The organism is Micromonospora sp. NBC_00821, from assembly GCF_036347035.1.
In the GTDB taxonomy this organism is placed as follows: Bacteria; Actinomycetota; Actinomycetes; order Mycobacteriales; family Micromonosporaceae; genus Micromonospora; species Micromonospora hortensis.
On the sequence record NZ_CP108880.1, the window covers coordinates 5,544,387 to 5,567,311 of the forward strand.

The following is a 22,925-nucleotide window of genomic DNA, read 5'->3' on the forward strand; positions in this document are numbered from 1 at the left end:
TCGTTCTAACTGCTGCTGACAGTACACCTCCCCTCCGACGAAAATGCAACGTGTGACGCGCCGAGCGCGCCGGCCGGCTGAACCGGCCACCAGCGGACCCGGAAGAATGGCGGGATGCAGCCACACCCGAACGTACGGGCGGTGCAGGACGCGCTCACCGCCGCCGGCACTCTCGACGGCGCCGGTGAGCCCAGCATGGTCCGTCTGCTGCCCGACGCGGTGCACACCGCCGCGGCGGCCGCCGAGGCGCTCGGCGTCGAGGTCGGCCAGATCGCCAACTCACTGATCTTCGACGCGGACGACACCCCGCTGCTCGTCCTCACCTCCGGCGCACACCGGGTCGACACCGCCGGCCTGGCGGCATCGATCGGCGTCACCCGACTGCGCCGGGCCACCCCGGAGTTCGTCCGGGCCCACACCGGGCAGCCGATCGGCGGGGTCGCCCCACTCGGGCACCCGCACCCACTGCGCACCCTGGTGGACACGGCGCTGGCGGCGTACGCGGAGATCTGGGCCGCTGGTGGCGTACCCCAGGCGGTCTTCCCGACCACCTACCCCGAGCTGTTGCGGGTCACCGCCGGCACCCCGGCCGAGGTGGCGTGAGCGAGCGGAGCGAGCGAACCAGCGGGCCCAGCGGCGACGTCAGCGCGGCTCCGGAGCTGGTCACGCTGCACGTGTGGCGGACCTCCCCCGGCGCGCTGCCCCGGGCGCTGACCCGGATGGCTGTGGACCCCCGCCGGTTGCGGGCCCTCCCCGGCGTTCGGTTCGGCAAGCTGCTGGGCACCGGGACCGGCACCGACTTCGGGCCACGGGACGCCGACCTGACCCGGTGGGCGGCGCTGACCGTCTGGGACTTTCCCGCCGCGGCGGCCGGCTTCGACGACTCGCCGGTCGGGCGGGCCTGGGCGCGCATCGCCCACGCCCAGGCCCGAATCGACCTCCGCCCGCTGACCAGCCGGGGCGAGTGGTCCGGCCAGCGGCCGTTCGGCGACCCGTCGGGCGGCCGAGTCACCGGCCCGGTGCTGGCACTGACCCGGGCCCGGCTGCGGGCCCGCCGGGCGGCCACCTTCTGGCGGGCGATCCCGCCGGTGGCCGCCGCCCTGCGCGACGCGCCCGGGATGCTGGCCCGGTTCGGAGTCGGAGAGGCCCCGTTGGGTTGGCAGGGCACGGTGAGCGTGTGGCGCGACCCGACGGACCTGGTGGCGTTCGCGTACCGTCACCCGGAGCATCGGGCGGCGATCATGCGAACCCCCACCGCGGGCTGGTACGCCGAGGAGCTGTTCGCCCGGTTCGAGGTGCGCGACGTGGTCGGCGACCGGTCGGTGCTCGGATGGGCCGCCGACGGCGGCCCGGAAACGGTGAAGGGTGGACGGGCATGAGGTTGGTGCGCTGGACGCCGGACGATCTCGTCCGGCGGCTGGACGACGTGGTGGCCGTCTACGGCGAGGCGATGGGGTACCGCACCGACCTGTTGGAGGCCCGGCGCGGTTACATCGCCACCCACGTCCGCCGGCCGGGTTTCCGGGCGGTCGCCAGCCTGACCAGCGAGGGTCACCTCGCCGGCTTCGGCTACGGCTACCTGGGCGCCTCCGGTCAGTGGTGGCACGACCAGGTGCACCGCGCGCTGGACGCCCCAACTCGCACGCGCTGGCTCACCCACTGCTTCGAGGTGGTCGAGCTGCACGTCCGGCCACCGGCGCAGGGGCACGGCCTGGGCGCCGGTCAGCTACGCGCGCTGCTCGGCATGGCGGAGGGCGACACAGTGCTGCTGTCCACCCCGGAGGCCGACGAGCAGACCTCGCGGGCGTGGCGGCTGTACCGACGGTTCGGCTTCGTCGACGTGCTGCGCGACTTCCACTTCCCCGGCGACGAGCGACCGTTCGGCGTACTCGGTCGGGATCTGCCGCTCGAGCCACCGGCGTCATGACCCGGCGGATCTCCTGGACGCTGCTCGCCGTCCTGGTGCTCGCCCAGATCTGCTACCCGCTCACCACCGGCGCCACCCGGGCCGGGCTCACAGTGGCCACCGTCGTCCTCGGTTGGCTGCTCTCGGTCGGCCACGCGCTGCTCAGCCGGGGCCCACGGGTGGCGGCGGCGCTGGTCGCGGTGGCGACCGGCGGCGGGTTCGCGATCGAGGCGATCGGGGTGGCCACCGGCGTGCCGTTCGGCAGCTACGACTACTCCGGAGAGCTGGGCCCCAAGCTGGCCGGCGTGCCACTGATCATTCCGCTGGCCTGGACCTGGATGGCCTGGCCGGCCTGGCTGGCAGCGGTCCGACTGACCGGCGGCGGGGCCGCAACGGTCGGCGGCAGCGGGTCGACAGCCGGCGGCAGCGGGCCGACGGTGGGTCGCTGGGTGGGGCGGATCGCGCTGGCCACCGTGGGGCTGGCCGCCTGGGACCTCTTCCTCGACCCGCAGATGGTGGCCGAGGGCTACTGGGTCTGGCGCGACGCCACCCCGGCCCTGCCCGGCCTGGCCGGCATCCCGATCAGCAACTACCTGGGCTGGCTGCTCTTCGCGGTGCTGATGATGAGCGCGCTGCGCCCGCTGGCCGGGCCGGCAGTCGAACACACCGACCGGCGGGACGACCCGATGGTCGCGCTCTACCTGTGGACGTACTTCTCCAGCATCCTGGCCCACGCCGTCTTCCTCGACCTGCCCGCCTCGGCGCTCTGGGGCGCCGCCGGGATGTCGGTGACCGCCGTACCCCTGGCGGTGACAGTGCTCCGCGCCCGGCGCGACAGTCACCTCCGGCCGGCGGATCCCCAGCCACACCGCCCCGGCGTCGACGCGACCCGATGACCGTTCTGCTCGCCCTGCTCGTCACCGTCGCCACGTTGACCGGGCACACCTGGCTCAACGCCACCCGGTGGCTGCGCCGACCCACCGACCGGCCCGACGACGTCGACGAGCCCGTCACCGTGCTGCTGCCGCTGCGCGACGAGGCCACCCGGGTAACGCCCTGCCTGCGCGCCCTGCTGGCCCAGCGCGGCGTACCCGGGCTGCGCGTCGTGGTCCTCGACGACGGGTCCACCGACGGCACCGCCGACGTGGTCCGCGCGGTGGCCGGCGACGACCCCCGGGTCACGCTGCTCACCGGGGTCGCCCCACCGCCGGGCTGGCTGGGCAAGCCGCACGCCTGCTGGCAGCTGGCCACCCGGGCCGACCCGGACGCCACCGCGCTGGCCTTCGTCGACGCCGACGTGGTGCTCGCCCCGCACGCCGTGGCCGCTGCCGTCACCGAGTTGCGCGCGGCCCGGGCGACGCTGCTGTCGCCGTACCCCCGGATCGTGGTGGCGACGGCCGGCGACCGGTTGGTGCAGCCGCTGTTGCAGTGGCTCTGGCTGACCTTTCTGCCGCTGCGCGCGATGGAGCGCTCGTCGCGGCCGTCGCTGGCCGCGGCGGGCGGGCAGTTCCTGGTGGTGGACCGGGCCGGCTACACCGCGGCCGGCGGGCACGCCGCGGTCGCCGACAAGATCCTGGAGGACGTCGAGCTGGCCCGGGCGGTCAAGCGGGCCGGTGGGCGGATCGCCCTGGCCGACGGCTCCCGGCTGGCCACCTGCCGGATGTACGACGACTGGCCGCAACTGCGCGACGGGTACTCGAAGTCGCTCTGGGCGTCGTTCGGGCACCCGGGCGCGGCGGCAGCCGTGGTGGCGGCGCTGCTGCTGCTCTACACCGCCCCACCACTGATCGCGCTGACGGGTGCGGCGGCCGGCGCACCGAGGGTGGCCGCCGTGGGCTTGGCCGCGTACGTGCTCGGGGTGGCCGGACGGGTGCTCACCGCCCGCGCGACCGGTGGCCGGTGGTGGCCCGACGCGCTCGCACACCCCGTGTCGGTCGTGGTCCTCGGTTGGCTGACCCTGCGGTCGTACCATCTGCGAAAGCGACGCCGCCTGACCTGGCGGGGCCGCCCGGTCAGCTAGGGAGGACGCGGCATGGCGCGGATCGTGGTCGTCGGCGCCGGGGTGGGTGGCCTCGCCACCGCCGCCCGGCTGGCCGCTACCGGGCACCAGGTGACCGTCTTCGAGCGGGCCGACACTGTCGGCGGCAAGCTCGGCCGGTACGCGCACGACACCCCGGCCGGGTCGTTCCACTTCGACACCGGGCCGAGCCTGCTCACCCTGCCCGAGGTCTTCCACGACCTGTTCGAGGCGACCGGGGCGAAGCTCGACGAATACCTGGACCTCGTCCCACTGGACCCGATCGTCCGGCACGTCTTCCCCGACGGTGGCCCGACCCTGGACTCGTGCGCCGACCCGGCGGAGTTCACCGCCCGGATCGGGGCCGCGTTCGGTGACCGGGCGGCAGCCGACTGGCAGCGGCTGTGGCGGCGGGCGGCGCGGGTGTGGCAGGCCTCCTCACGGGACATCCTGCGTCGTACCGTCGACTCTCCCCGCGACCTCGCGTCGCTGGCCTGGCGCGTCGGGGACCTGGCCGCCATCGCCCCGGGCCGCAGCCTGCGCGGCCTGGGCCGCCGGCACCTGTCCGACCCGCGGCTGCGGATGATGCTGGACCGGTACGCCACCTACACCGGCGCCGACCCACGTCGGGCGCCGGCGGCGCTGGTCGCGGTCCCCTACGCCGAGTTGGCCTTCGGCGGCTGGTACCTGCGCGGTGGGCTGGGCACGCTCGCCGACGCGCTGCTGACCCGCTGCCTGGACCTCGGCGTGGTAGTGCAGACCGACACCACTGTCACCCGGATCGACGCCACCGGCGGCCGGGTCCATGGGGTACGCCTCGCCGGCGTCACCACCCCGGTGCCCGCCGACGTGGTGGTGGCCAACGTGGACGCGCTCACCGTCTACCGTGACCTGCTGCCGCACCCGCGTCGGCTGGCCGCGCTGACCGACCGCAGCCTCGCCGGCTTCGTGCTGCTGCTCGGCGTCTCCGGCAGCACCGGGGTGGCCCACCACAACGTCTTCTTCCCGGCCGACTACGACGCCGAGTTCGACGCGGTCTTCGGTGACCCCGGGCGGGGTGTACGGGCCCGGCCGGCGGCCGACCCGGCGGTGTTCGTCACAGTGGCCGACGACCCGATGGTCCGCCCAGCCGGACACGAGGCGTGGTTCGTGCTGGTCAACGCCGCCCGGCAGGGCACCGCGGCGGGCGCTGTCGACTGGCGACGCCCGGGGCTGGCCGACGCGTACGCCGATCGGATCCTGGACGTGCTGGCGCGGCGCGGCGTGGACGTGCGCGACCGGCTGCTGTTCCGCGAGATCCGCACCCCGGCCGACCTGGACGTGGCGACCGGCGCGCCAGGTGGCTCGATCTACGGCACCGCCGGTGGGCTGCTCCGCCCGGCGAACCGGGGCCCGGCGAACGGGCTGTGGCTGGTGGGTGGCTCCACCCACCCGGGCGGCGGGTTGCCGATGGTGACCCTCTCCGCGCAGATCGTCGCCGACGAGATCGGCCCCGCCTGGTAGACCCGGCCTGCTCCGGCCGGCGCCTGTTCGGCCCCCTCAGCTGGCGCCTGTCTCGGTCGGCGTCGGGCTGGCCCGGTCAGTCGGCGTCGAGCAGTGCGCGGCGGATGCTGGAGAGCAGTTGCCCCAGGCCGAAACCAGCCAGCAGCACCCAGACCGCTGTCGCCATGGTGATGGTGCCGGCGGCCAGGTCCGGCTCGATCAGCCCGGCCAGCCCGGCAACCAGCAGGCCGGCCAACGCCACCGAGACCCGGGTGGGGCGTTCCCCCACTGTCACCGCGCCGATCTCCCGCATGCCGGCGGCAACCGCCCGCGCCCGGACGTACTCGTGCAACCAGGACAGCGCGCCGCCCGCGACGACCAGCCCACCCGGCGCGCCCACCAGCCAGAAGGCCAGCAGCCACGCCACCTCACCGAGCCGGTCGGCGACCGAGTCGTAGACGTAGCCGAGCCGGGTGGTGCGGCCGGTGGCGACCGCCACCGCGCCGTCCACGCTGTCCGCCACGGCGGCGAGCAGCACGAACAGCGCGCCGAGGAACGGCCCGTCCCCCGGCCGGCCCACCAGCAACGGTACGCAGAAGCAGAGCAGCACCCCGGCCACGGTGACCGCGGTGGGGCTGACCCGCAGCCGACCCAGCACATATCCGACGTGGTACGCGAATCGCAGCCAGGCGCGCACCACCGGCGCCGCGACCCGCGGGTCGAACCCGCCGTGCAACCGCGCCCACGCCGTGGCGTACTGATCCCAGTTCAGCTGTGTGCCCACCACGGATCAACCGTCGTGCCGGGCAACAGGTGTCGCAGGCGCATCGTTCACACGCGGGCGCCGGCCTTCAGGTTCTGCCAGACCTCGCGGGTCGCAGTGGACCGGTTGAGGGTGATGAAGTGGATTCCCGGCACGCCTTCGTCCAGCAGGCGGCGGCACATCTCGCTGGCCTGCTCGATGCCGAGCCGGCGGACGGCGTCCGGGTCGTCGGCGACGCGTTCGAAGCGGGCCGCCAACGCCGGTGGGAACGGCGCACCGGACAGCTGCACTGACCGCTCGATGGTGCTGAACTGGGTCACCGGCATCACGCCGGCCAGGATCGGGGTGTCACAGCCGGCAGCGGCCACCCGGTCACGTAGCCGCAGGTAGTCGTCGGCGTCGAAGAACATCTGGGTGACCGCGAACTCCGCGCCGGCCCGACACTTGCGGACGAACTGGGCGGTGTCGGTGGCCACGTCGGGCGAGCGCGGGTGCTTGTACGGGAAGGCGGCCACGCCGACGCTGAAGTCGCCGGCGTCGCGCACCAGCCGGACCAGGTCCTCGGCGTAGTCCACGCCCTCGGGGTGACGGATCCACTCACCGCCCGGGTTGCCCGGGGGGTCACCACGAACGGCCAGCACGTTGCGCACCCCAACCCCGGCGAGCCGACCGACCACGTGCCGCAGCTCGGCGACGGAGTGGTTGACCGCGGTGAGGTGGGCCATCGGCAGCAGAGTGGTCTCGGTGGCGATCCGCTCGGTCACCGCCACTGTGGTGTCCCGGGTCGAGCCGCCGGCCCCGTACGTGATCGACACGAACGACGGGCGCAGCGACTCCAACTCGCGGATGGCCTGCCAGAGCAGCTGCTCCCCCGCCTCGGTCTTGGGCGGGAAGAACTCGAACGAGAAGGTCGGCTGGCGCTCACGGATGAGCTCCCCGATCGCCGGCTGCGGATTGGGGAGTGTCGAGGGAAGACCAAGCGCCACGACCCGACTCTAGCGGTCGATGGCACCAGGACCCAGGCCCTTCCCATCCAGCGGCCGGCGTCGCCGGTCCGGTGGGCGGTGTCGCCCCGGTCTGCCGTGAGCCCGGGGCGGCGTCGCTCGGTCTGTCGCCCGGTCTGTCGTGAGCCGGCGGGCGATGTCGCACCGCGCTCCCCGACCCGACGGCGGAAAGGCGTCGTACCTCCGAGGTAGGAAGGGACGGTGCGGGAGGGGCGGCGGGGGTGGCCCGGGTCCCGCGCGGGGGTCAGCAACCGAGCGGTGGCGCCGGTCCCGTCCGGTCGGGCGGGTGGGTCGTCACCGCACCGACGCCCGCCAGGAGGACAGATGATCCCGCTCGCATCGCCGCGCCCCGCGCAGCTCGGGCCGCTGCTGGCCCGGTGCCGACTGGAGCGGGGCTTGAGCCAACAGCGAGCCGCCGCCGAGTTGTGTGCCGCCGCCGGGGTGCCGACGCTCAGTCGGCACGAGATTTCCCGGTGGGAACGACAGCGTCGCGTGCCGGGCGGGTTCTGGCTCGGCTGGCTCGCCGTCGTCCTGGACGTGCCGCTGGTGGTGCTCGCCGAGGCTGCCGCGGCCACCCGTCGGGCCGGCTCGACGCGGGCCACCGGGCCGGGCCGCGCTACGGCGGCCGGCGCGCGACCGGCCAGGCGGACGGGGCCCGGCCGCACCGGCGGGACTACGCGTGGCGGTGGAGCACGAGCACGGGCGACCGGCTAGCGTCGGGGCGTGACCCACGCTGCTCCCGTGTCCCCCGTCGACCGCGCCGGCCTGCGGCAGCGGGTCGACAAGGCTCTCACCGAGTTCCTGGCCGGCCAACGGGTCCGGCTCGCCGCCGTGGACGACGCGCTGGGTCCGGTGGCCGAGGCGATCGAGGCGTTCGTGCTCGGCGGCGGCAAGCGGCTGCGTCCCGCATTCGCGTACTGGGGGTTCCGGGGAGCCGGCGGGCTGGACGGCGACCAGGTGCTGACCGCCCTGGCCGCACTGGAATTCGTCCAGGCCAGCGCCCTGATCCACGACGACCTGATGGACCGTTCCGACACCCGTCGCGGCGAGCCCGCGGTACACCGACGGTTCGCCACCCGGCATCGGGAGGCCGGCTGGGGCGGCGACGCGGACGGTTTCGGCGACGCCGCGGCCATCCTGCTCGGTGACCTGTGCCTGGTCTGGTCGGACGAGCTGCTGCACTCCGCCGGCCTGGACCTGTGGTCGTTGGCCCGGGCCCGGCCGGTCTTCGACGAGATGCGCACCGAGGTCACCGTCGGGCAGTACCTCGACGTGCTCACACAGGTCACCGGGGACACCTCGGTGGAGCGGGCCAGCAAGGTCGCCCGGTACAAGTCCGCGAAATACACCGTCGAGCGTCCGATGCTGCTCGGCGCCGCGCTGGCCGACGCGCCGGAGGACGTGCGGACGGCCTACTCGGCGTACGGGCTGCCGCTGGGCGAGGCGTTCCAGCTCCGCGACGACGTGCTGGGGGTCTTCGGCGACCCGTCGCTGACCGGCAAACCGGCCGGCGACGATCTACGCGAGGGCAAGCGCACCTACCTGGTGGCGGCGACCGTGGAGGCCACCGACGACGCGGGCCGCGAGCTGCTGCTCGGCCGGCTCGGCGACCCGGAGCTGGACGAGCACGGGGTGGCTCGGCTCCGCGAGGTGATCTCGGGGAGCGGGGCGCTGGCCCGTACCGAACAGCGGATCGTCACACTCACCGACGCCGCCCTGGCCGCCCTGACCGCCGTCGGCCTCGACACCGAGGCCCGCCAAGCCCTGGTAGACCTGGCCATAGTCGCAACCCGCCGATCCGACTAACCCCCCACCCTGCCCCACCCCCACCCTCCTCCCGCCCCCGCCCCCGCCCGCCGGCGTTGATCATGAAGTTATTGCCACGACACGCCAAGCGGGCTGGCAATAACTTCATGATCAACCGAGGCGGGGGGCCGGGTCCGGGGGCCGGGTCCGGGGGGGCGGGGTCCGGGAGGGCCGGGGGGCGGGGCCGGGGTTAGAAGCCTTGGGCTTGGGCTCGGCGTTTCACCTCTCGGGCCTGGTCGCCGGAGAGGGCGGCAGCGGGGGTGGCGCCGGGGAGGGTGTCGTCCGGCTCGTAGAGCCAGCGCAGGACAGCCTCGTCGTCGTAGCCGTTGTCGGCGAGCAGATTGAGCACGCCGGGCAGGTGCTTGAGCACTGTCTGGTTGGCGACCAGGTCCGCTGGGATCCGGCGGACGCCGTCGCGGCGGACCGCCAACAACTCGCGGTCACGGATCATCTGGTGCACCTTGCTGATCGACACGTCGAGGCGTTCGGCGACGTCGGGCAGGGTCAACCAGTCGGCCGGGTCGGTGGGGCCGGCGAGCTCCAGGCCGGGCGCGGCCTGGTCGGGTACGGGTTCGGTCACCCGACCACCCTGCCACGCCGCCGCCGCGACGGGCCACCGGCACCCCGGGCGACCCATCTGCGCCCCCTTCCCTGATCGCCGCTGACCAGCGGATAAGGGATGGGGAACCCGGCGGGACGGACCCGGTTCGGCATACGGCTGTAGCATCCTGTTCATCCCTCACCCTCTGGACACATAGACTGCCTGCCGATGGACACTCAGGTCGCCGACACGTTGCTGGGCTCGCTGATCGACGGGCGCTACCGCATTCGCGGTCGCGTGGCCCGTGGTGGCATGGCGACCGTGTACACCGCCACCGACGAACGCCTTGAGCGCACCGTCGCTGTCAAGATCATTCACCCGACCCAGGCCAGCGAGGCACGGGCCCGGATCGCCAACTTCGTGGCCCGGTTCACCGACGAGGCGAAGACCATCGCCCGGCTGACCCACCCGAACGTGGTGGCGGTCTACGACCAGGGCACGCACGCCGGCCTTCCGTACCTGGTGATGGAGTACGTCCGGGGTCGCACGCTGCGTGACGTGCTGGCCGAGCGACGCCGGCTCAACCCGGACGAGGCACTGGCCATCGCCGAGCAGATGCTCGCCGCGATCGCCGCCGCGCACCGGGCCGGCCTCGTGCACCGCGACGTCAAACCGGAGAACGTGCTGGTCGCGGAGGCGCCTACCGGTGGCGTCGCCAACCTGGTCGACAGCGTCGTGAAGGTGGCCGACTTCGGGCTGGCCCGGGCGGTCGAGGCGAGCGCCGACGAGGAGCAGGGCAACCAGCTGATGGCCACCGTGGCGTACGTCGCCCCGGAGCTGGTCACCGAGGGCCGCGCCGATCCGCGCACCGACGTCTACTCGGCCGGCATCGTGCTGTTCGAGATGCTCACCGGTCGGGTGCCGTACGACGGGGACCGCCCGGTGGACGTCGCCTGGCAGCACGTCGACCGGGACGTGCCGACGCCCTCGACGCTGGTGCCGGGCCTCCCGTCGGTCCTCGACGACCTGGTGCAGCGGGCCACCCGCCGCGATCCGGGAGCCCGGCCCGCGGACGCCGGCGCGTTGTTGGCCGAGGTGCAGGTGGCCCGGGATCGCCTGGGCGACGCCAACAGCCACACCGCCGTGCTCCGCCCGATCAGTGACGCACCGTCGCTCTCCCAGCCGACGATGATGGTCGCGACGGTCCAGCCGCCCAACCGCCCGTCGTGGGCACGACTGCCCGAGGGCGCCAGCAGCCAGGGGCCGGGGCGGCGTCGGGCCGCCCCGGAGCCGGCGGAGGGCCTGGGCGCCCGGCTCGCCGCGCTGCGCAGCACGGTGCTGAGCAACCCCCGTGGCCGCCTGGCCGTCGCGGCCGTGGTGGTGACGCTGGGCCTGGTGGCCGCGATCGGGGGTTGGTGGTTCGGTGTCGGCCGCTACACGGACGCTCCGCAGTTGGTGAGCCTGAGCAAGGCCGAGGCGCAGTCGCGGGCCGACCGCTCCGGGCTCCTCCTCACGTACGCTGAGCCGCGCTTCGATGAGAAGGCCCCGAAGGACAGCGTGCTGGAGCAGAGCCCGGCGTCCGCTGCCAAGATCGTCAAGGGTGGCACCATCACCCTGACCCTCTCCCTCGGTCCGGAGCGTTTCCCCGTACCGGACGTGATCGGCAAGGAGTTCGAGCTCGCCGAGGCGGACCTGGTCAACGTGAAGCTGGTGGTGGCCAAGGGCACCCCCCGTTATGACGACAGCCTGCCGGCCGGGGTCGTGGTGGACAGCTCCCCCAAGGTGGGCACCGAGGTCAAACCCGGTGCGAAGGTCACCCTCATTCTGAGCCGTGGCAGGGCGCCGGTGACGGTGCCGAACCTGGTGGGCAAGAGCCTGACCGACGCCCGGACGACCCTGGCCCAGCTCAACCTGGTGCTGAAGGAGACCTACAAGGACTCCGACAAACCGAGGGACGAGATCCTCGGCCAGAGCCCGGCCGATGGCGCTGGCGTGGAGAAGGGCACCGAGGTCAAGCTGGACGTCAGCAAGGGGCCACCGCTGGTCGCCATGCCGCGGGTGATCGACCTGCCGTGCCAGCAGGCCAAGCAGGCGTTGGAGGGTCAGGGCTTCCCGGTGACGATGGCGATCAACCCGAACGCCGTGGTCCGAATCCAGCTCCCGGGCGAGAATTCGCAGGTGGCGCCCGGCACCCCGGTCACCCTCACGTGCTTCTGATGCCGACGATCCCCGCGCGCCCTGTGGGCACGCACACTCCGACCTCGGGTGGGCTGGCGAAGGCCGCCCTGCCGTACGCCGACGCGACCGGTGCACAGGTGGTGCAGGTCTACGTCTCCAACTCGCGAGGCTGGGCACTGCCCAACGGCGACCCGGTGCAGGACGCGCTGTTCCGCGACGGTTGCGCCGAGCGGGGCATTCCCGCGTTCATCCACGCCGCGCTGCTGGTCAACCTCGGCTCACCCACCCCGGCCACTGTCGAGAAGTCGGCCGAGACGCTGGCGCACGCGTTGCGTCGGGGCGTGGCGATCGGCGCGCGCGGGGTGGTGTTCCACGCGGGCAGTTCGGTGGACGAGGGGCACGCCGAGGCGGCGATGGGACAGGTCCGCGAAGTGTTGCTGCCGCTGCTCGACTGGGCTGCCGACGCTGGTGGGCCGATGTTGCTGGTCGAGCCGAGCGCCGGCGGTGGCCGGTCACTGGCCTCCCGGGTGGAGCAGCTCGGCCCCTACCTGGACGCGGTGGACGGCCACCCCATGCTCGGGGTCTGCTTCGACACCTGCCACGCCTGGGCGGCCGGCCACGACCTGGCGGCCGAGGGCGGCATGACGGCGACCCTGGACACCCTGGTGGCCACCGTCGGTGCGGACCGGCTGCGGCTGGTCCACGCCAACGACTCGAAGGATCTGTGCGGCTCCACCCGGGATCGGCACGAGAACATCGGCAAGGGCAGCATCGGCGAGCCGGCCTTCGCCGAGCTGATGGCGCACCCGGCGACCGCTGGCGTCCCGACCGTCGTGGAAACCCCCAGCGAGAAGCACGTGGGCCACGCCGCCGACATCGCCACCCTCACCCGCCTGTCCCACCCCTGACCCCAACCTCGTTGATCAAGAGGTTTGCGTCACCCGGCGACCGGAATCTGACGCGAACCTCTTGATCACCGAGGTGAACAGGGGTTCAGGCTGCGGCGAGGATTCGGGGTAGGGCTGCCAGGGCGCGGTCGACGTCCGCGTCGCTGAGGCCCAGGTGGGTGACCAGGCGGGCGGTACGGGGGCCGAGCACCGAGATCAGTACGCCCTCGGCCCGCGCCGCGGCGGCCAGCGCCCGCGCGTCCAGGGTGTGCTTGGTGAGATCCAGCGCGACAAGGTTGGTACGGACCGTGGTGGCGAGCACACCGAACGGCGCGACCGCCTCGGCGAGCCGGGCCGCCTTCGCGTGGTCGTCGGCCAACCTGTCGATGTGGTGCGCGAGCGCGTACCGGCCGGCGGCGGCGAGAATGCCGGCCTGGCGCATGCCCCCGCCCATCCGCTTGCGGATCAGCCGGGCACGTTCGATCTTCTCCGCGCTGCCGATCACCAGCGAACCGACCGGCGCGCCGAGGCCCTTGGAGAGGCATACCGACAGCGTGTCGAAGAGCCGGCCGTACTCGATCAGCGGCACCTGGTCGGCGACGTGCGCGTGCCAGATCCGGGCGCCGTCACAGTGCAGTGCGACCCCCGCCTCGTCAGCGACCCCGCGCAGATCCCGCAGGGTCGCCAGCGGAATCACCCCGCCGCCGCCGCGATTGTGGGTCTGCTCGACGGCGACCGCGCGGGTGGGGACGGCGAAGTAACCGTCCGGCCGGATCATCCCGGCCACCATCTCCGGGTCGATGTCCGCGCCCACGGCGGGCCAGGTCCGCGAGGAGATCCCGCCGTACGCGGCCGCGGCGCCGATCTCGTACGTGACCACGTGCGCGTCGGCATCGCAGAGCAACTCGTCGCCGGGCGACACCAGCAGTTGCAGGGCGATCTGGTTCGCCATCGAACCACTCGGGGCGAACAGCGCCGCCTCGTGTCCGAACAACGCGGCGACCTCGGCCTCCAGCGCGTTGACGCTCGGGTCCTCGCCGTAGACGTCGTCACCGACCTCGGCGGCGGCCATCGCCTCCCGCATCCCGGCGGTGGGTCGGGTCACCGTGTCGGACCGCAGGTCCACGAACAGATCAGGCACTGTCATCCTTTCAACTGCCGACTGCGGGCTCGCAAGCTCGCTCCCCACGTCAGCCATTGTCATCCTCTGACTTGCCGGCTGCGGGCTCGCAAGCTCAGCCCCGCAGCATCTCCGCTACGAGGAAGGCCAACTCCAACGACTGCTGGGTGTTCAGACGCGGGTCGCAGGCGGTCTCGTACCGGTCGGGCAGGTCGAGATCCTCGATCCCCTGGGCGCCGCCGAGGCACTCGGTGACGTCCTCGCCGGTCAACTCGACGTGCAGGCCGCCGGGGTGGGTGTCCAGCCCCCGGTGCACCTCGAAGTAGCCGAGCACCTCGTCGACGATGCGGTCGAAGTGCCGGGTCTTGTAGCCGTTCGACGACTCGTGCGTGTTGCCGTGCATCGGGTCGCACTGCCAGACCACCTTGGCCCCGGCGGCGGTGACCTTGGCGACGATCGGCGGCAGCGCGTCGCGTACCCGGTGGTTGCCCATCCGGCTGATCAGTGTGAGCCGGCCGGGGATGTTGTCCGGGTTGAGCTTCTCGCACAACTCGATCGCCTCGTCCGGGGAGGTGGTCGGGCCGAGCTTGACCCCGATCGGGTTGGCGATCCGGGAGATGAAGTCGATGTGCGCCCCGCTGATCTGCCGGGTGCGCTCGCCAATCCACAGGAAGTGCCCGGAGAGCCCGTACGCCCGACGGTCGGAGACCCGGGTGAGCGCCCGGTCGTACTCCAGGGCCAGGGCCTCGTGGGAGCAGTAGAGCGTGACGGTGCGCAGCGCCTCGTCGTCGGTCATGCCGCAGGCCCGGATGAAGGCCAGCGCCCGGTCGATCTCCCGGGCGATCGCCTCGTAACGCTCCCCCGCCGGGGAGTTCTTCACGAAGCCCTTGTTCCAGTCGTGTACGGCGTGCAGGTCGGCCAGCCCGCCGGCGAGGTACGCCCGGAGCATGTTCATCGCCGCCGCCGAGTTGGCGTACGCGCGGATCATGCGTTGCGGGTCGGCGACCCGGGCGGCCGGGTCGGCCTCCAGCGAGTTGATCATGTCGCCGCGGTACGCGGGCAGGCCGCGGGCGTCGGTCGGCAGCGAGCGGGGCTTCGTGTACTGCCCGGCGACCCGGGCGACCTTGACCACCGGCAGCGACGCGCCGTAGGTGAGCACGATCGCCATCTGGAGCAGGGTGCGGGCGTTGGCCAGCAGGTGGCTCTCGGTGTTGTCCACGAACGTCTCGGCGCAGTCACCACCCTGCAGCAGGAAGGCCTTGCCCTCGCAGACCAGGGCGAGCTTCTGCCGGAGCTGGTCCACCTCGTAGGGCGCGACGACCGACGGCACGGTGTCGAGGACCTTGCAGACCGCCGCCACGGCAGCCGGGTCGGACCACGGCGGGACCTGCTCGCGGGGCAGCTCCCGCCATCGGTCCAGACCGAGCGCGGCGTCCTCGGCGGAGTCGATGGTCGGTCGGCTGGTCTGCAGGCCCGGGCTGCCCACCGCGGGATGGCTCAGCTGATGCCACTCATGGCGCATGACAGAAAGCGTACGGCGACGGTCGGGGTGACCGGGCGGCGAGGGGGACGGTTCCGGCAGATGGGAGATCAATCTGCCGGGCGCTGGTCAGGACGCGGGGGTAGGGGCGACGCCGGCCGGCGTCGGGGCGGCCGGCTCACCCGGCGCTTCGGCGGCGATGCACCAGTCGCTGCCGTCCCGGGTGACGGTGAAGACCAGTGGCCGGACGACGGTGCGCTTGCCGACCGCGACCGAGACCGAGACGCGGACTTCCTGCCCGAGCGGACCGGACCGGATGTCCGTGATGGCCGCTTCCGGCACCTGGAAGTGATCGGCGAAGTCACCGTTGGGGCCGGTGGCGCCCAGGTCGAAGCCGTCGTGCAGCAGAGCGCAGAGCTGGCTACGGCCGGCGGCGACGTCCTTGGCCGCCATCGCGTCGAGGTACGCCTGCACGCGCTCACGGGAGCGGGTGGCGGCCTCGTCGGCGGGGGCTCGGGCGGGCTTGGCGGCGGACTTCTCCTCGTCCTTGTCGCCGATCCCGCAACCGATGAGGGCGACCGGCAGCAGCATCAGCCCGGCGGCGGTCGCCGCGAGCCTGCGGTGCGTCGGGCGCATGATCACCTCCGTCGGCGGTGAGATCGAGACGTGCCGAGCCGCGAGTCTGCCACATCCGGCTGACCGAGCCCAATGGCGGCGGCCCGGTCGACGCTGGGCGTCGGCCGGGCCGCTGTGTCACGGGCGGGAAGGGACGGTGCGGGCCCCTTCCCGCCGTGTGGGTGGTGCGTCGGCCCTCGGCTCAGCCGAGACCGCCCTTGATGGCGCCGATGAGCTCGCCGTTGCTCGTGTCACCGGAGAGCTCCCAGAAGAACGCGCCACCGAGGCCCTGGTTGTTCGCGTACGTCATCTTGCCGTTGATGGTCGACGGGGTGTCGTAGCTCCACCAGTTGCTGCCGCACTTGGCGTACGCGGTGCCGGCGATCGTGCCGGTGGCCGGGCAGGTGTTCTTGAGGACCTTGTAGTCCTCGATGCCGGCCTCGTAGGTGCCCGGCGCCGCGCCGGTGGCGCTGCCACCCGGAGCGGCCTGGGTGACACCGGTCCAGCCCCGACCGTAGAAACCGATGCCGAGCAGCAGCTTGTTGGCCGGGACGCCCTTGCTCTTGAGCTTCTGGATCGCCGCGTCGGAGTTGAAGCCCTGCTGCGGGATGCCGGTGTACGAGGTGAGCGGGGAGTGCGGTGCCGTCGGACCCTGTGCGGCGAAGGCGCCGAAGTAGTCGTAGGTCATCGGCATCAGCCAGTTGAGGTTGCCGATGGCGCCGGCGTAGTCGGTGGCATCGATCTTGCCGCCGTTGCTGCCGTCCGCGGTGATGGCCGCGGTGACCAGGGCGCTGGACCCGAACTTCGACCGCAACGCGCTGATCACGTTCTTGAACGCGTTCGGGCCGCTGGTGTCACAGGTCAGACCGCAGGCGTTCGGGTACTCCCAGTCGACGTCGATGCCGTCGAAGACGTCCGCCCAGCGCGGGTCCTCGACCAGGTTGTAGCAGCTCTCGGCGAACGCGGCCGGGTTCTGCGCGGCCTGGGTGAAGCCACCGGACCAGGTCCAGCCACCGAACGACCAGATCACCTTGAGGTGCGGGTTCAGCTGCTTGAGCTTGCGCAACTGGTTGAAGCTGCCGCGCAGCGGCTGGTCCCACGTGTCGGCGACGCCGTCCACGCTCTCCGCAGCCGTGTACGCCTTCTCGTAGTCGGCGTAGCTGTCACCGATGGCACACCGGCCACCGGTGGTGTTGCCGAAGGCGTACAGGATGTGGGTCAGCTTGGCGGCCGAGCCGCTGGTCTGGATGTTCTTGACGTGGTAGTTGCGCCCGTAGACGCCCCACTCGGCGAAGTAACCGACGATCTTCTTGCCGCCCGGGTTCGGCGGGTTGGTGGTCGGCGGTGGCGTGGTGGGCGGAGGGGTGGTGGGCGGCGTCGTCGTCGGTGGGGTGGTGGTCGGCGGAGTGGTGGTCGGCGGGGTCGTCCCGCCGCCGCACGCGGCACCGTTGATGGTGCAGTTCAGTGGTGCCTTGTAGGCGCCGCTGCCGTTGTAGCCCCAGCTGAACGAGGCGCCGGGGGCGATGCCGCCGGCCCAGCTCTTCTTGACCGCGACGTAGTGGTTGCCGCTGCTGGTGACGTCGGCGTCCCACGCGCTGCTGATGGTGGTGCCCGACGGCAGGTCGAACTCGATGCGCCAGGTGGTGACGGTGGCGCTGGAGCCGTTGGTGACGGTCACCCTCGTCTCGTGACCGGTCCCCCAGTCCTGCGCCTTGGTGAAGGTGGTGGTGACAGTGCCGGCGCCGAACGCGGTGGTCACCGGCACCGCTGCGACGGTCACGGCGACCACGGCACCGGCCCAGAGGGCCCGGCGGAGCGATCTTTTCATGAGGCGTCTCCCGAACTGTTAGGAAACTTTCCAAAAGAGATGGTGAGACGGTACTCACGCCGTCATCAGTTCGTCAAGATGCGCATGTTTCGATTTCTCCTGGTGCACGGAGTGCGTACGCTGCGCCCACCCCGGGTCGACACCCGGCCGGCGCGTAGCCTCGGCCCATGACCGTCTTCGACATCCCGATCGACGCCCTCAACGGCGGCCCCGCCGACCTGGCCCGCCACCGCGGCAAGGCGTTGCTGGTCGTCAACGTGGCCTCCCGCTGCGGCCTCACCCCGCAGTACGCCGGCCTCCAGACGCTCGCCGACTCCTACGCCGACCGGGGCCTCGTGGTGCTCGGCGTGCCGTGCAACCAGTTCGCCGGGCAGGAGCCGGGCAGCGCCGCCGAGATCAGCGAATTCTGCCAGGTCAACTACGGCGTCACTTTCCCGTTGACCGAGAAGGTCGACGTCAACGGCCCCGACCGGCACCCGCTCTACGCCGCGCTCGTGGACACCCCGGACGCCGACGGGCACACCGGTGACGTGCGCTGGAACTTCGAGAAGTTCCTGGTGGCCCCGGACGGCTCGGTCGCCGCCCGCTTCGCCCCCACTGTCGCGCCCGACTCCGACGACCTGCGCGCGGCCATCGAGAAGACCCTCCCCACCTCCTGACGCCCGGGCGCTCCACCGGACCGCCTTGATCACGCTCGAACATGGATGCAGTGGCCTGCCAACTGTCGGATGCCACTACATCCCGGATCGGGCGCGATCTTGCCGGGGGCCGGCATCGCAGGACGACCGGCGGTCCACATCGACCACCCGCCCGAACCGCTCGCCACCGGAGAGTGGCACGTCCCCGGAGAGCCGGTCGGCGACCAGCGCGAGCAGTACGTTGTGCAGGACGGGCTCGCCCGCCACCAGGCACTCGCCGCGACGGCGAAGGTCGCGAGCAGCCTGCGCAGCTACCTGGCAGCGGGCAATCGGAATAACCCACCAGTTTAGTCGGGAATGCGTCGTGGGTGAACGAAGTTGGGAACGAGCATGACAACTGTGGGACTGATCGGCAGTGGCAACATCGGCGGCACCGTGGCCCGGCTGGCCGTCGACGCCGGCTACGACGTGGTGCTGAGCAACTCGCGGGGCCCGGAGACCCTCACCGACCTGGTGGAGACCCTGGGCGAGCACGCCAGCGCCGGCACCACGCAGGACGCGGCGCAGGTCGGTGACCTGGTGATGGTCAGTGTGCCGCTGAAGGCGTACCGCGCGGTGCCAGTGGAACCGCTGGCCGGCAAGGTCGTTCTCGACACCAACAACTACTACCCGCAGCGTGATGGCACCTTCCCGGAGCTGGACTCCGGCGAGACCACCAGCAGCGAGTTGCTCCAGCGCCACCTGCCGGACTCGCGGGTGGTCAAGGTGTTCAACAACATCAACTTCAAGGGCCTGGCCGCCCTCCCCCGGCCAACCGGTGCGGCCGACCGCAGCGCCCTCGCGCTCGCCGGCGACGACGCCGCCGCGAAGGCCGAGGTGACCGCCTTCCTGGACCGGATCGGCTACGACGCGGTGGACGTCGGCCCGCTGGCCGAGGGGTGGCGCTACCAGCCGGACACCCCGGCGTACGGCACGCTCTACTCCGCCAGCCCGACCGACTGGGAGCACCCGGCCCCGGGCGACGCCGCGAAGGTGCGCGCCGCCCTGGCCGCCGCCACCCGCTGAGCAAGGCCAGCCGCCGCCCAGCCGGCGATCACCTACCGGGTGGTCGTACGGAGGGCGGCGGCGAGCCGCCTAACGGTCAGCTTCCCGCCCACTGTCTGTCCGTGTACGCCACCAGCTCGGACACCGTGACCGAAGCCGCGAACGCCGATACGACCATCGACGCGGAGCGAACGTCGAGGCTCACCCCGCTTGCGGCTCGAATCTCCAGGTCGGCGACCAGTTCGGTGGAGATGCCGACCAGCCGCAGCTCACTGACGCCGCCGAAGAGAAGTTCGACCTGAACCGTGTTGAATCCGGCGCGAAGCCATTTGGCTGGCGGGTTGGCCGGGTAGGCGGGCAGGTCCAGTCTGAGCCGAAGAGTAGGTCCCTCACGCTCGACGACCAACCCGTGCAGGCTGACCCCACTCAGTGACGGAGGCCCTTCCGGAAAAATCTCCCGGAGGCCCTGCGGATTCGTGACCAGGTCGACCCAGGTCCTGTCGCCCCGAGACCTAGGCGCATGGACCCGTACACCGTCTGACACCTCGTCCAACCTCCTACCGGGTGGTCGTACGGAGGGCGGCGGCGAGTTCGTCGTCGTAGCTGGCGATCTGCTGCCCGTCCGAGGCGTACGCGACGAGCCGACCGTGGGCCATCGTCGCTGACCGGAACGAGAAGGTACGCGAACCCGGGTACGCGGCGAGCAGCGGGATGGCCCTGGGTGCTCCACCCGGTGCGGAGTAGTACTCCAGGCGGGTCACCTGCGGGGAGACCACGCCGTTGACCCGGACCTTGGTCTTCTCGGCGCGGGTGCCGAAGGTGACCGGCACGTCGGTGGCGTAGGCGGCGCATTCGGCCGGACCACGGCAGACGAAGAAGTATCGCGGGTTGACCACGTCGTCGAGGGTGTACGCCTTGAAGGTGGGGTCGGCTCCGGCCGGCAGCGGCTGCACGGCGAAGAACGCGACCGCCACCGTGGCCGTGACGCCCACCCGCAGCCAGGCACGGCCGGCGGCCGGTCGTCTGCTCGTACGGTGGGCGGCGACGGCGACACCGCCGAAACCGACGAGGCACAGGACGCACACCCCGACGGCACGGGCGTTCTCGAAGAGGAACTGCACCCCCGGCCGCGTCGAGATCGGGCTGAGCACCGCGCCCAACGAGACGACCATGGCGGCGAGCAGCGCCGTGCCGGCGGCCCGCTGGGTGACGCCGGACGCGCCGACCAGCAGCATCGCGGCGAGCACCGGCCACACCTGGTGGTGGGTCCAGGACACCGGGGACGCGGCCACTGTGGCGCAGCCGACGAGGACGGCGGCGTGCCCGGGTCGGCCCTGCCGCGTCAACTGTCGGGCCCGCAGCAGTGCCGCCCCGCAGATCAGTGCCACCATGCCGGCCCAGAGCACTGGCAGCGCCGCCTCTTCGACGCCGACGCGTAGCAACATTCCGTGCACTGACTGGTTGCCCAACGAGGACAGATTGCCGATGCGCGAGGTCTGTCGCACGGTCTCGGTCCAGTAGGACCAACTCTCCGAGGGCAGCACGATCGCGGCGAGCCCCGCGCAGGCCACGAACGTGGCCGCCGACCGGCCGGCGTCCCGGTAGCGCCCGACGGCGAGGAAGTAGACCACGAACAGCAGCGGGGTGAGCTTGATCGCCGCGGCCACCCCGACCAGCGTTCCGCGCAGTCGGGGTGGGACGACGCCCAGCCCGTCGAGAAGGGCCATCAGCACGATGAAGATGCTGACCTGCCCGAAGCGTAGGTTGCTCTGCACCGGCGCGGACAGCATCAGCGCGGTGGCCGCCAGCGCCACGACGAGCGGGCGCCGGGAACGTCGGGTGGTCAGCGCGACACCCACCGACCCGGCGATGGCGACGACCGCCGCGCACGTCGCCACCAGCCAGATCCCCTGGAGTACGCCCTCGCTGACGGCGGTGATCGGCCACAGCACGAGAGCGGCGAACGGCGGATAGGTGAACGGGCCGCCGTTCTCCGCCACATATCCGTACAGCGGCTTGCCGGCGTTCAGGTCGGACAGCGCACCGTGGTAGATGTGCAGGTCGGATAGGCGATCCGGACGGCGTAGAACGAGCACACAGGACACCAGCGCGACGACGACGAAGGCCGCCCACGCCAGCGCCACCCGGCGATCCCGCATCGCCCGAGAATAGGCGACCGTCTTGGTCCGTGTGGGCCCCGTAACGGCAGACGCGGCGCTTCGGCCGGGTCAGGTCGTAGGGTCGGGTGACGGCTCGTCGGCGACGCGGGCCACCCGGCGCGCCAGTTCGGTGCGCAGTCGGTGGACGTTCGGCGTGGTGGCGACCACTGACACGTGGATCTCTTGCGGGCTCCGCCTGCGGGCCCTGTTCCAGAGGCCCACCCGGCCCCATTCCCAACGGTCCAACACCGGCCGGGTCCGATCCCGATCGGCGATGTCCACGACCAGGGTTGGGCTGATCCGGCCCAGTACCTCGACTCGGGTCAGGTCGGGCCAGTCGACCTGGACCGTCGCGCCGCCAGGCACTGTCAGTTCGAGAAAGTCGCGGGTCAACCGAAGCGGCAGCCCAGCCTGACGCCCTAGTTGCGCGGGGAAGCGGACCGCCGCCAGCAGAAGTATCGGCCCGTGCGGAAGCGGGGAGTACCAGGGGTTACCGAACGCGACGCTGAGCAACGCGAAGGCCGGCAGGACCACCAGCCCCGCGCAGGCCACCCGGGCCAGCACCCGCCTGCGGGACCGCCGGAATCGGATGCCCTCTGCATCGACCTCCGTCACCATTGCTGCCCATTAGCCGTTCGTGAGCGAACGCAAACGCCCCGGGCCAGCTCCATGTCTGCCGTCGGGAGAACGGGTGCCGCGGGTTGGATGTCGATTCGTAGCCTCAACGAATGAGAACGGCGAGCAGCCCGGCGTACGACGCCCACGCGGACTGGTACGAGGGCTTCATCTCCGGCGGCGGCGACTATCTGCGGCGGGTGCACGCGACGGTGGCGGACCTGCTCGGCGCGGGCGATGGTCCCTGCCTCGACATCTGCTGCGGTACCGGTGCGCACGCCTCGGTGCCGGCGGGTCTGGGTTGGACGCCGGTGGGCGTTGACCTGTCCGGCGGGCAGTTGCGGCACGCGCGAGGGCGGTTGCCGGTGGTCAGGGGTGACGCGGGTGCCCTGCCGGTCGCCGACGCGTCGCTGCCGGCCGCGATGTGCGTGCTGGCCAGCACCGACCTGCCCGACTACCCGGCCGTGGTGCGCGAGGTCGCCCGTGTGCTGCGTCCCGGGGGACGTTTCGTGCACGTGGGTGTGCACCCGTGTTTCGTGGGCGCGTTCGCCGACTGGGGTCAGCATCCGCGTGTCGTCGTCGACGAGCGGTACGCCGACCGGTCGCGCAGCTTCGACAGTTGGAACGCCAACGGCGTGCGGGTACGGGTGGGTGCCTGGCATCTCCCCCTCGCCGACCTGGTCAACGCGACGGTGGTCGTCGGCCTGCGGCTGGTCCGGGTCGTCGAGGCGGGCCCGGACGGAGTCCCTGACCTGTTCGGGCTTGTCGCCCTCCGCGATCGGTAGCGACAGCTGACAAAAACATCGCTGTGGCAACTTGCGCCACAGTCCTGTTCACGGGAC

The 22,925-nt window shown here is 72.2% G+C and carries 24 protein-coding genes; 13 read left to right on the forward strand and 11 right to left on the reverse strand.

Features of this window, described 5'->3' with window-relative positions; translation table 11 throughout:
- Positions 1–114: 114 nt before the first annotated feature.
- Genes OHB44_RS25140 through OHB44_RS25165 form a run of 6 tightly spaced genes read left to right on the forward strand, consistent with a single transcriptional unit; the run spans position 115 to position 5,426 of the window.
- Positions 115–603 (forward strand): YbaK/EbsC family protein, encoded by a 489-nt coding sequence (locus tag OHB44_RS25140; protein WP_266304876.1) that lies wholly within the window; start codon positions 115–117, stop codon positions 601–603.
- Positions 600–1,379 carry a monooxygenase gene (locus OHB44_RS25145; RefSeq protein ID WP_330438446.1) on the forward strand — a complete coding sequence of 260 codons (780 nt, stop codon included), beginning with the start codon at positions 600–602 and terminating at the stop codon, positions 1,377–1,379. Before OHB44_RS25140 ends, OHB44_RS25145 begins: the two co-directional genes overlap by 4 nt.
- Entirely contained in the window at positions 1,376–1,927 is a 552-nt protein-coding gene (locus OHB44_RS25150) for a GNAT family N-acetyltransferase (RefSeq protein WP_091407634.1), read from the forward strand. Before OHB44_RS25145 ends, OHB44_RS25150 begins: the two co-directional genes overlap by 4 nt.
- On the forward strand, positions 1,924–2,802 hold the full coding sequence (locus tag OHB44_RS25155) for a carotenoid biosynthesis protein (RefSeq protein WP_330438447.1): 879 nt from the start codon (positions 1,924–1,926) through the stop codon (positions 2,800–2,802). Before OHB44_RS25150 ends, OHB44_RS25155 begins: the two co-directional genes overlap by 4 nt.
- On the forward strand, positions 2,799–3,926 hold the full coding sequence (locus OHB44_RS25160) for a glycosyltransferase (protein ID WP_330438448.1): 1,128 nt from the start codon (positions 2,799–2,801) through the stop codon (positions 3,924–3,926). The genes OHB44_RS25155 and OHB44_RS25160 overlap by 4 nt, the downstream gene beginning before the upstream one ends.
- A gap of 12 nt (positions 3,927–3,938) precedes the next feature.
- Positions 3,939–5,426 (forward strand): phytoene desaturase family protein, encoded by a 1,488-nt coding sequence (locus OHB44_RS25165; protein WP_238682851.1) that lies wholly within the window; start codon positions 3,939–3,941, stop codon positions 5,424–5,426.
- A 76-nt stretch (positions 5,427–5,502) separates the two neighbouring features.
- Here the strand turns inward: OHB44_RS25165 and OHB44_RS25170 are convergent, their stop codons facing one another.
- Positions 5,503–6,192: a CDP-alcohol phosphatidyltransferase family protein gene (locus OHB44_RS25170; RefSeq protein ID WP_112582773.1), complete on the reverse strand. Its 690-nt coding sequence runs from the start codon at positions 6,190–6,192 to the stop codon at positions 5,503–5,505.
- Positions 6,193–6,236: 44 nt separating this feature from the next.
- Positions 6,237–7,154 (reverse strand): methylenetetrahydrofolate reductase [NAD(P)H], encoded by a 918-nt coding sequence (gene metF, locus OHB44_RS25175; protein ID WP_238682850.1) that lies wholly within the window; start codon positions 7,152–7,154, stop codon positions 6,237–6,239.
- 342 nt (positions 7,155–7,496) lie between these two features.
- On the opposite strand from metF, the gene OHB44_RS25180 reads away from it, so the two are divergent.
- Complete coding sequence (locus tag OHB44_RS25180; RefSeq protein ID WP_238682849.1) at positions 7,497–7,886, forward strand: helix-turn-helix domain-containing protein; 390 nt, start codon at positions 7,497–7,499, stop codon at positions 7,884–7,886.
- A 9-nt stretch (positions 7,887–7,895) separates the two neighbouring features.
- A complete protein-coding gene (locus OHB44_RS25185; RefSeq protein WP_238682848.1) occupies positions 7,896–8,978 on the forward strand; it encodes a polyprenyl synthetase family protein in 1,083 nt (360 codons plus the stop codon).
- 190 nt (positions 8,979–9,168) lie between these two features.
- Here the strand turns inward: OHB44_RS25185 and OHB44_RS25190 are convergent, their stop codons facing one another.
- Positions 9,169–9,558 carry an Rv2175c family DNA-binding protein gene (locus OHB44_RS25190; RefSeq protein ID WP_091408069.1) on the reverse strand — a complete coding sequence of 130 codons (390 nt, stop codon included), beginning with the start codon at positions 9,556–9,558 and terminating at the stop codon, positions 9,169–9,171.
- A 189-nt stretch (positions 9,559–9,747) separates the two neighbouring features.
- Between OHB44_RS25190 and pknB the strand changes: the two genes are divergently transcribed.
- Together pknB and OHB44_RS25200 are read left to right on the forward strand one after the other, a co-directional pair.
- Positions 9,748–11,736 carry a Stk1 family PASTA domain-containing Ser/Thr kinase gene (gene pknB / locus OHB44_RS25195; protein WP_238682847.1) on the forward strand — a complete coding sequence of 663 codons (1,989 nt, stop codon included), beginning with the start codon at positions 9,748–9,750 and terminating at the stop codon, positions 11,734–11,736.
- Positions 11,736–12,605, forward strand: a complete 870-nt coding sequence (locus OHB44_RS25200) for a deoxyribonuclease IV (protein ID WP_238682846.1) — start codon at positions 11,736–11,738, stop codon at positions 12,603–12,605. Before pknB ends, OHB44_RS25200 begins: the two co-directional genes overlap by 1 nt.
- 85 nt (positions 12,606–12,690) lie before the next feature.
- On the opposite strand, the gene OHB44_RS25205 is transcribed toward OHB44_RS25200, so the two are convergent.
- From OHB44_RS25205 to OHB44_RS25220, 4 genes are all read right to left on the reverse strand, one after another.
- Complete coding sequence (locus OHB44_RS25205) at positions 12,691–13,731, reverse strand: threonine aldolase family protein (protein WP_274530561.1); 1,041 nt, start codon at positions 13,729–13,731, stop codon at positions 12,691–12,693.
- Between the two features lie 88 nt (positions 13,732–13,819).
- Positions 13,820–15,226 (reverse strand): class II 3-deoxy-7-phosphoheptulonate synthase, encoded by a 1,407-nt coding sequence (locus tag OHB44_RS25210; RefSeq protein WP_091407607.1) that lies wholly within the window; start codon positions 15,224–15,226, stop codon positions 13,820–13,822.
- An 87-nt stretch (positions 15,227–15,313) separates the two neighbouring features.
- Complete coding sequence (locus OHB44_RS25215) at positions 15,314–15,820, reverse strand: nuclear transport factor 2 family protein (protein ID WP_238682844.1); 507 nt, start codon at positions 15,818–15,820, stop codon at positions 15,314–15,316.
- 181 nt (positions 15,821–16,001) lie between these two features.
- A complete protein-coding gene (locus tag OHB44_RS25220; protein WP_238682843.1) occupies positions 16,002–17,627 on the reverse strand; it encodes a glycosyl hydrolase family 18 protein in 1,626 nt (541 codons plus the stop codon).
- Positions 17,628–17,794: 167 nt separating this feature from the next.
- Here OHB44_RS25220 and OHB44_RS25225 point away from each other — a divergent pair, with 167 nt between their 5' ends.
- Positions 17,795–18,286 (forward strand): glutathione peroxidase, encoded by a 492-nt coding sequence (locus tag OHB44_RS25225; RefSeq protein WP_330438449.1) that lies wholly within the window; start codon positions 17,795–17,797, stop codon positions 18,284–18,286.
- A 75-nt stretch (positions 18,287–18,361) separates the two neighbouring features.
- Here the strand turns inward: OHB44_RS25225 and OHB44_RS25230 are convergent, their stop codons facing one another.
- Complete coding sequence (locus OHB44_RS25230; protein WP_330438450.1) at positions 18,362–18,532, reverse strand: hypothetical protein; 171 nt, start codon at positions 18,530–18,532, stop codon at positions 18,362–18,364.
- Between the two features lie 123 nt (positions 18,533–18,655).
- Here OHB44_RS25230 and OHB44_RS25235 point away from each other — a divergent pair, with 123 nt between their 5' ends.
- Positions 18,656–19,330: an NADPH-dependent F420 reductase gene (locus OHB44_RS25235; protein WP_330438451.1), complete on the forward strand. Its 675-nt coding sequence runs from the start codon at positions 18,656–18,658 to the stop codon at positions 19,328–19,330.
- Between the two features lie 76 nt (positions 19,331–19,406).
- On the opposite strand, the gene OHB44_RS25240 is transcribed toward OHB44_RS25235, so the two are convergent.
- The 3 genes from OHB44_RS25240 to OHB44_RS25250 all read right to left on the reverse strand — a co-directional run bounded on the left by OHB44_RS25240 (position 19,407) and on the right by OHB44_RS25250 (position 22,083).
- Positions 19,407–19,853 (reverse strand): Imm50 family immunity protein, encoded by a 447-nt coding sequence (locus OHB44_RS25240; protein WP_238682840.1) that lies wholly within the window; start codon positions 19,851–19,853, stop codon positions 19,407–19,409.
- Between the two features lie 13 nt (positions 19,854–19,866).
- On the reverse strand, positions 19,867–21,468 hold the full coding sequence (locus tag OHB44_RS25245; RefSeq protein ID WP_330438452.1) for a glycosyltransferase 87 family protein: 1,602 nt from the start codon (positions 21,466–21,468) through the stop codon (positions 19,867–19,869).
- Positions 21,469–21,537: 69 nt separating this feature from the next.
- Entirely contained in the window at positions 21,538–22,083 is a 546-nt protein-coding gene (locus OHB44_RS25250) for a hypothetical protein (RefSeq protein WP_330438453.1), read from the reverse strand.
- Between the two features lie 113 nt (positions 22,084–22,196).
- Between OHB44_RS25250 and OHB44_RS25255 the strand changes: the two genes are divergently transcribed.
- Positions 22,197–22,868 (forward strand): class I SAM-dependent methyltransferase, encoded by a 672-nt coding sequence (locus tag OHB44_RS25255; RefSeq protein WP_330438454.1) that lies wholly within the window; start codon positions 22,197–22,199, stop codon positions 22,866–22,868.
- The last annotated feature ends 57 nt before the right edge of the window (positions 22,869–22,925 follow it).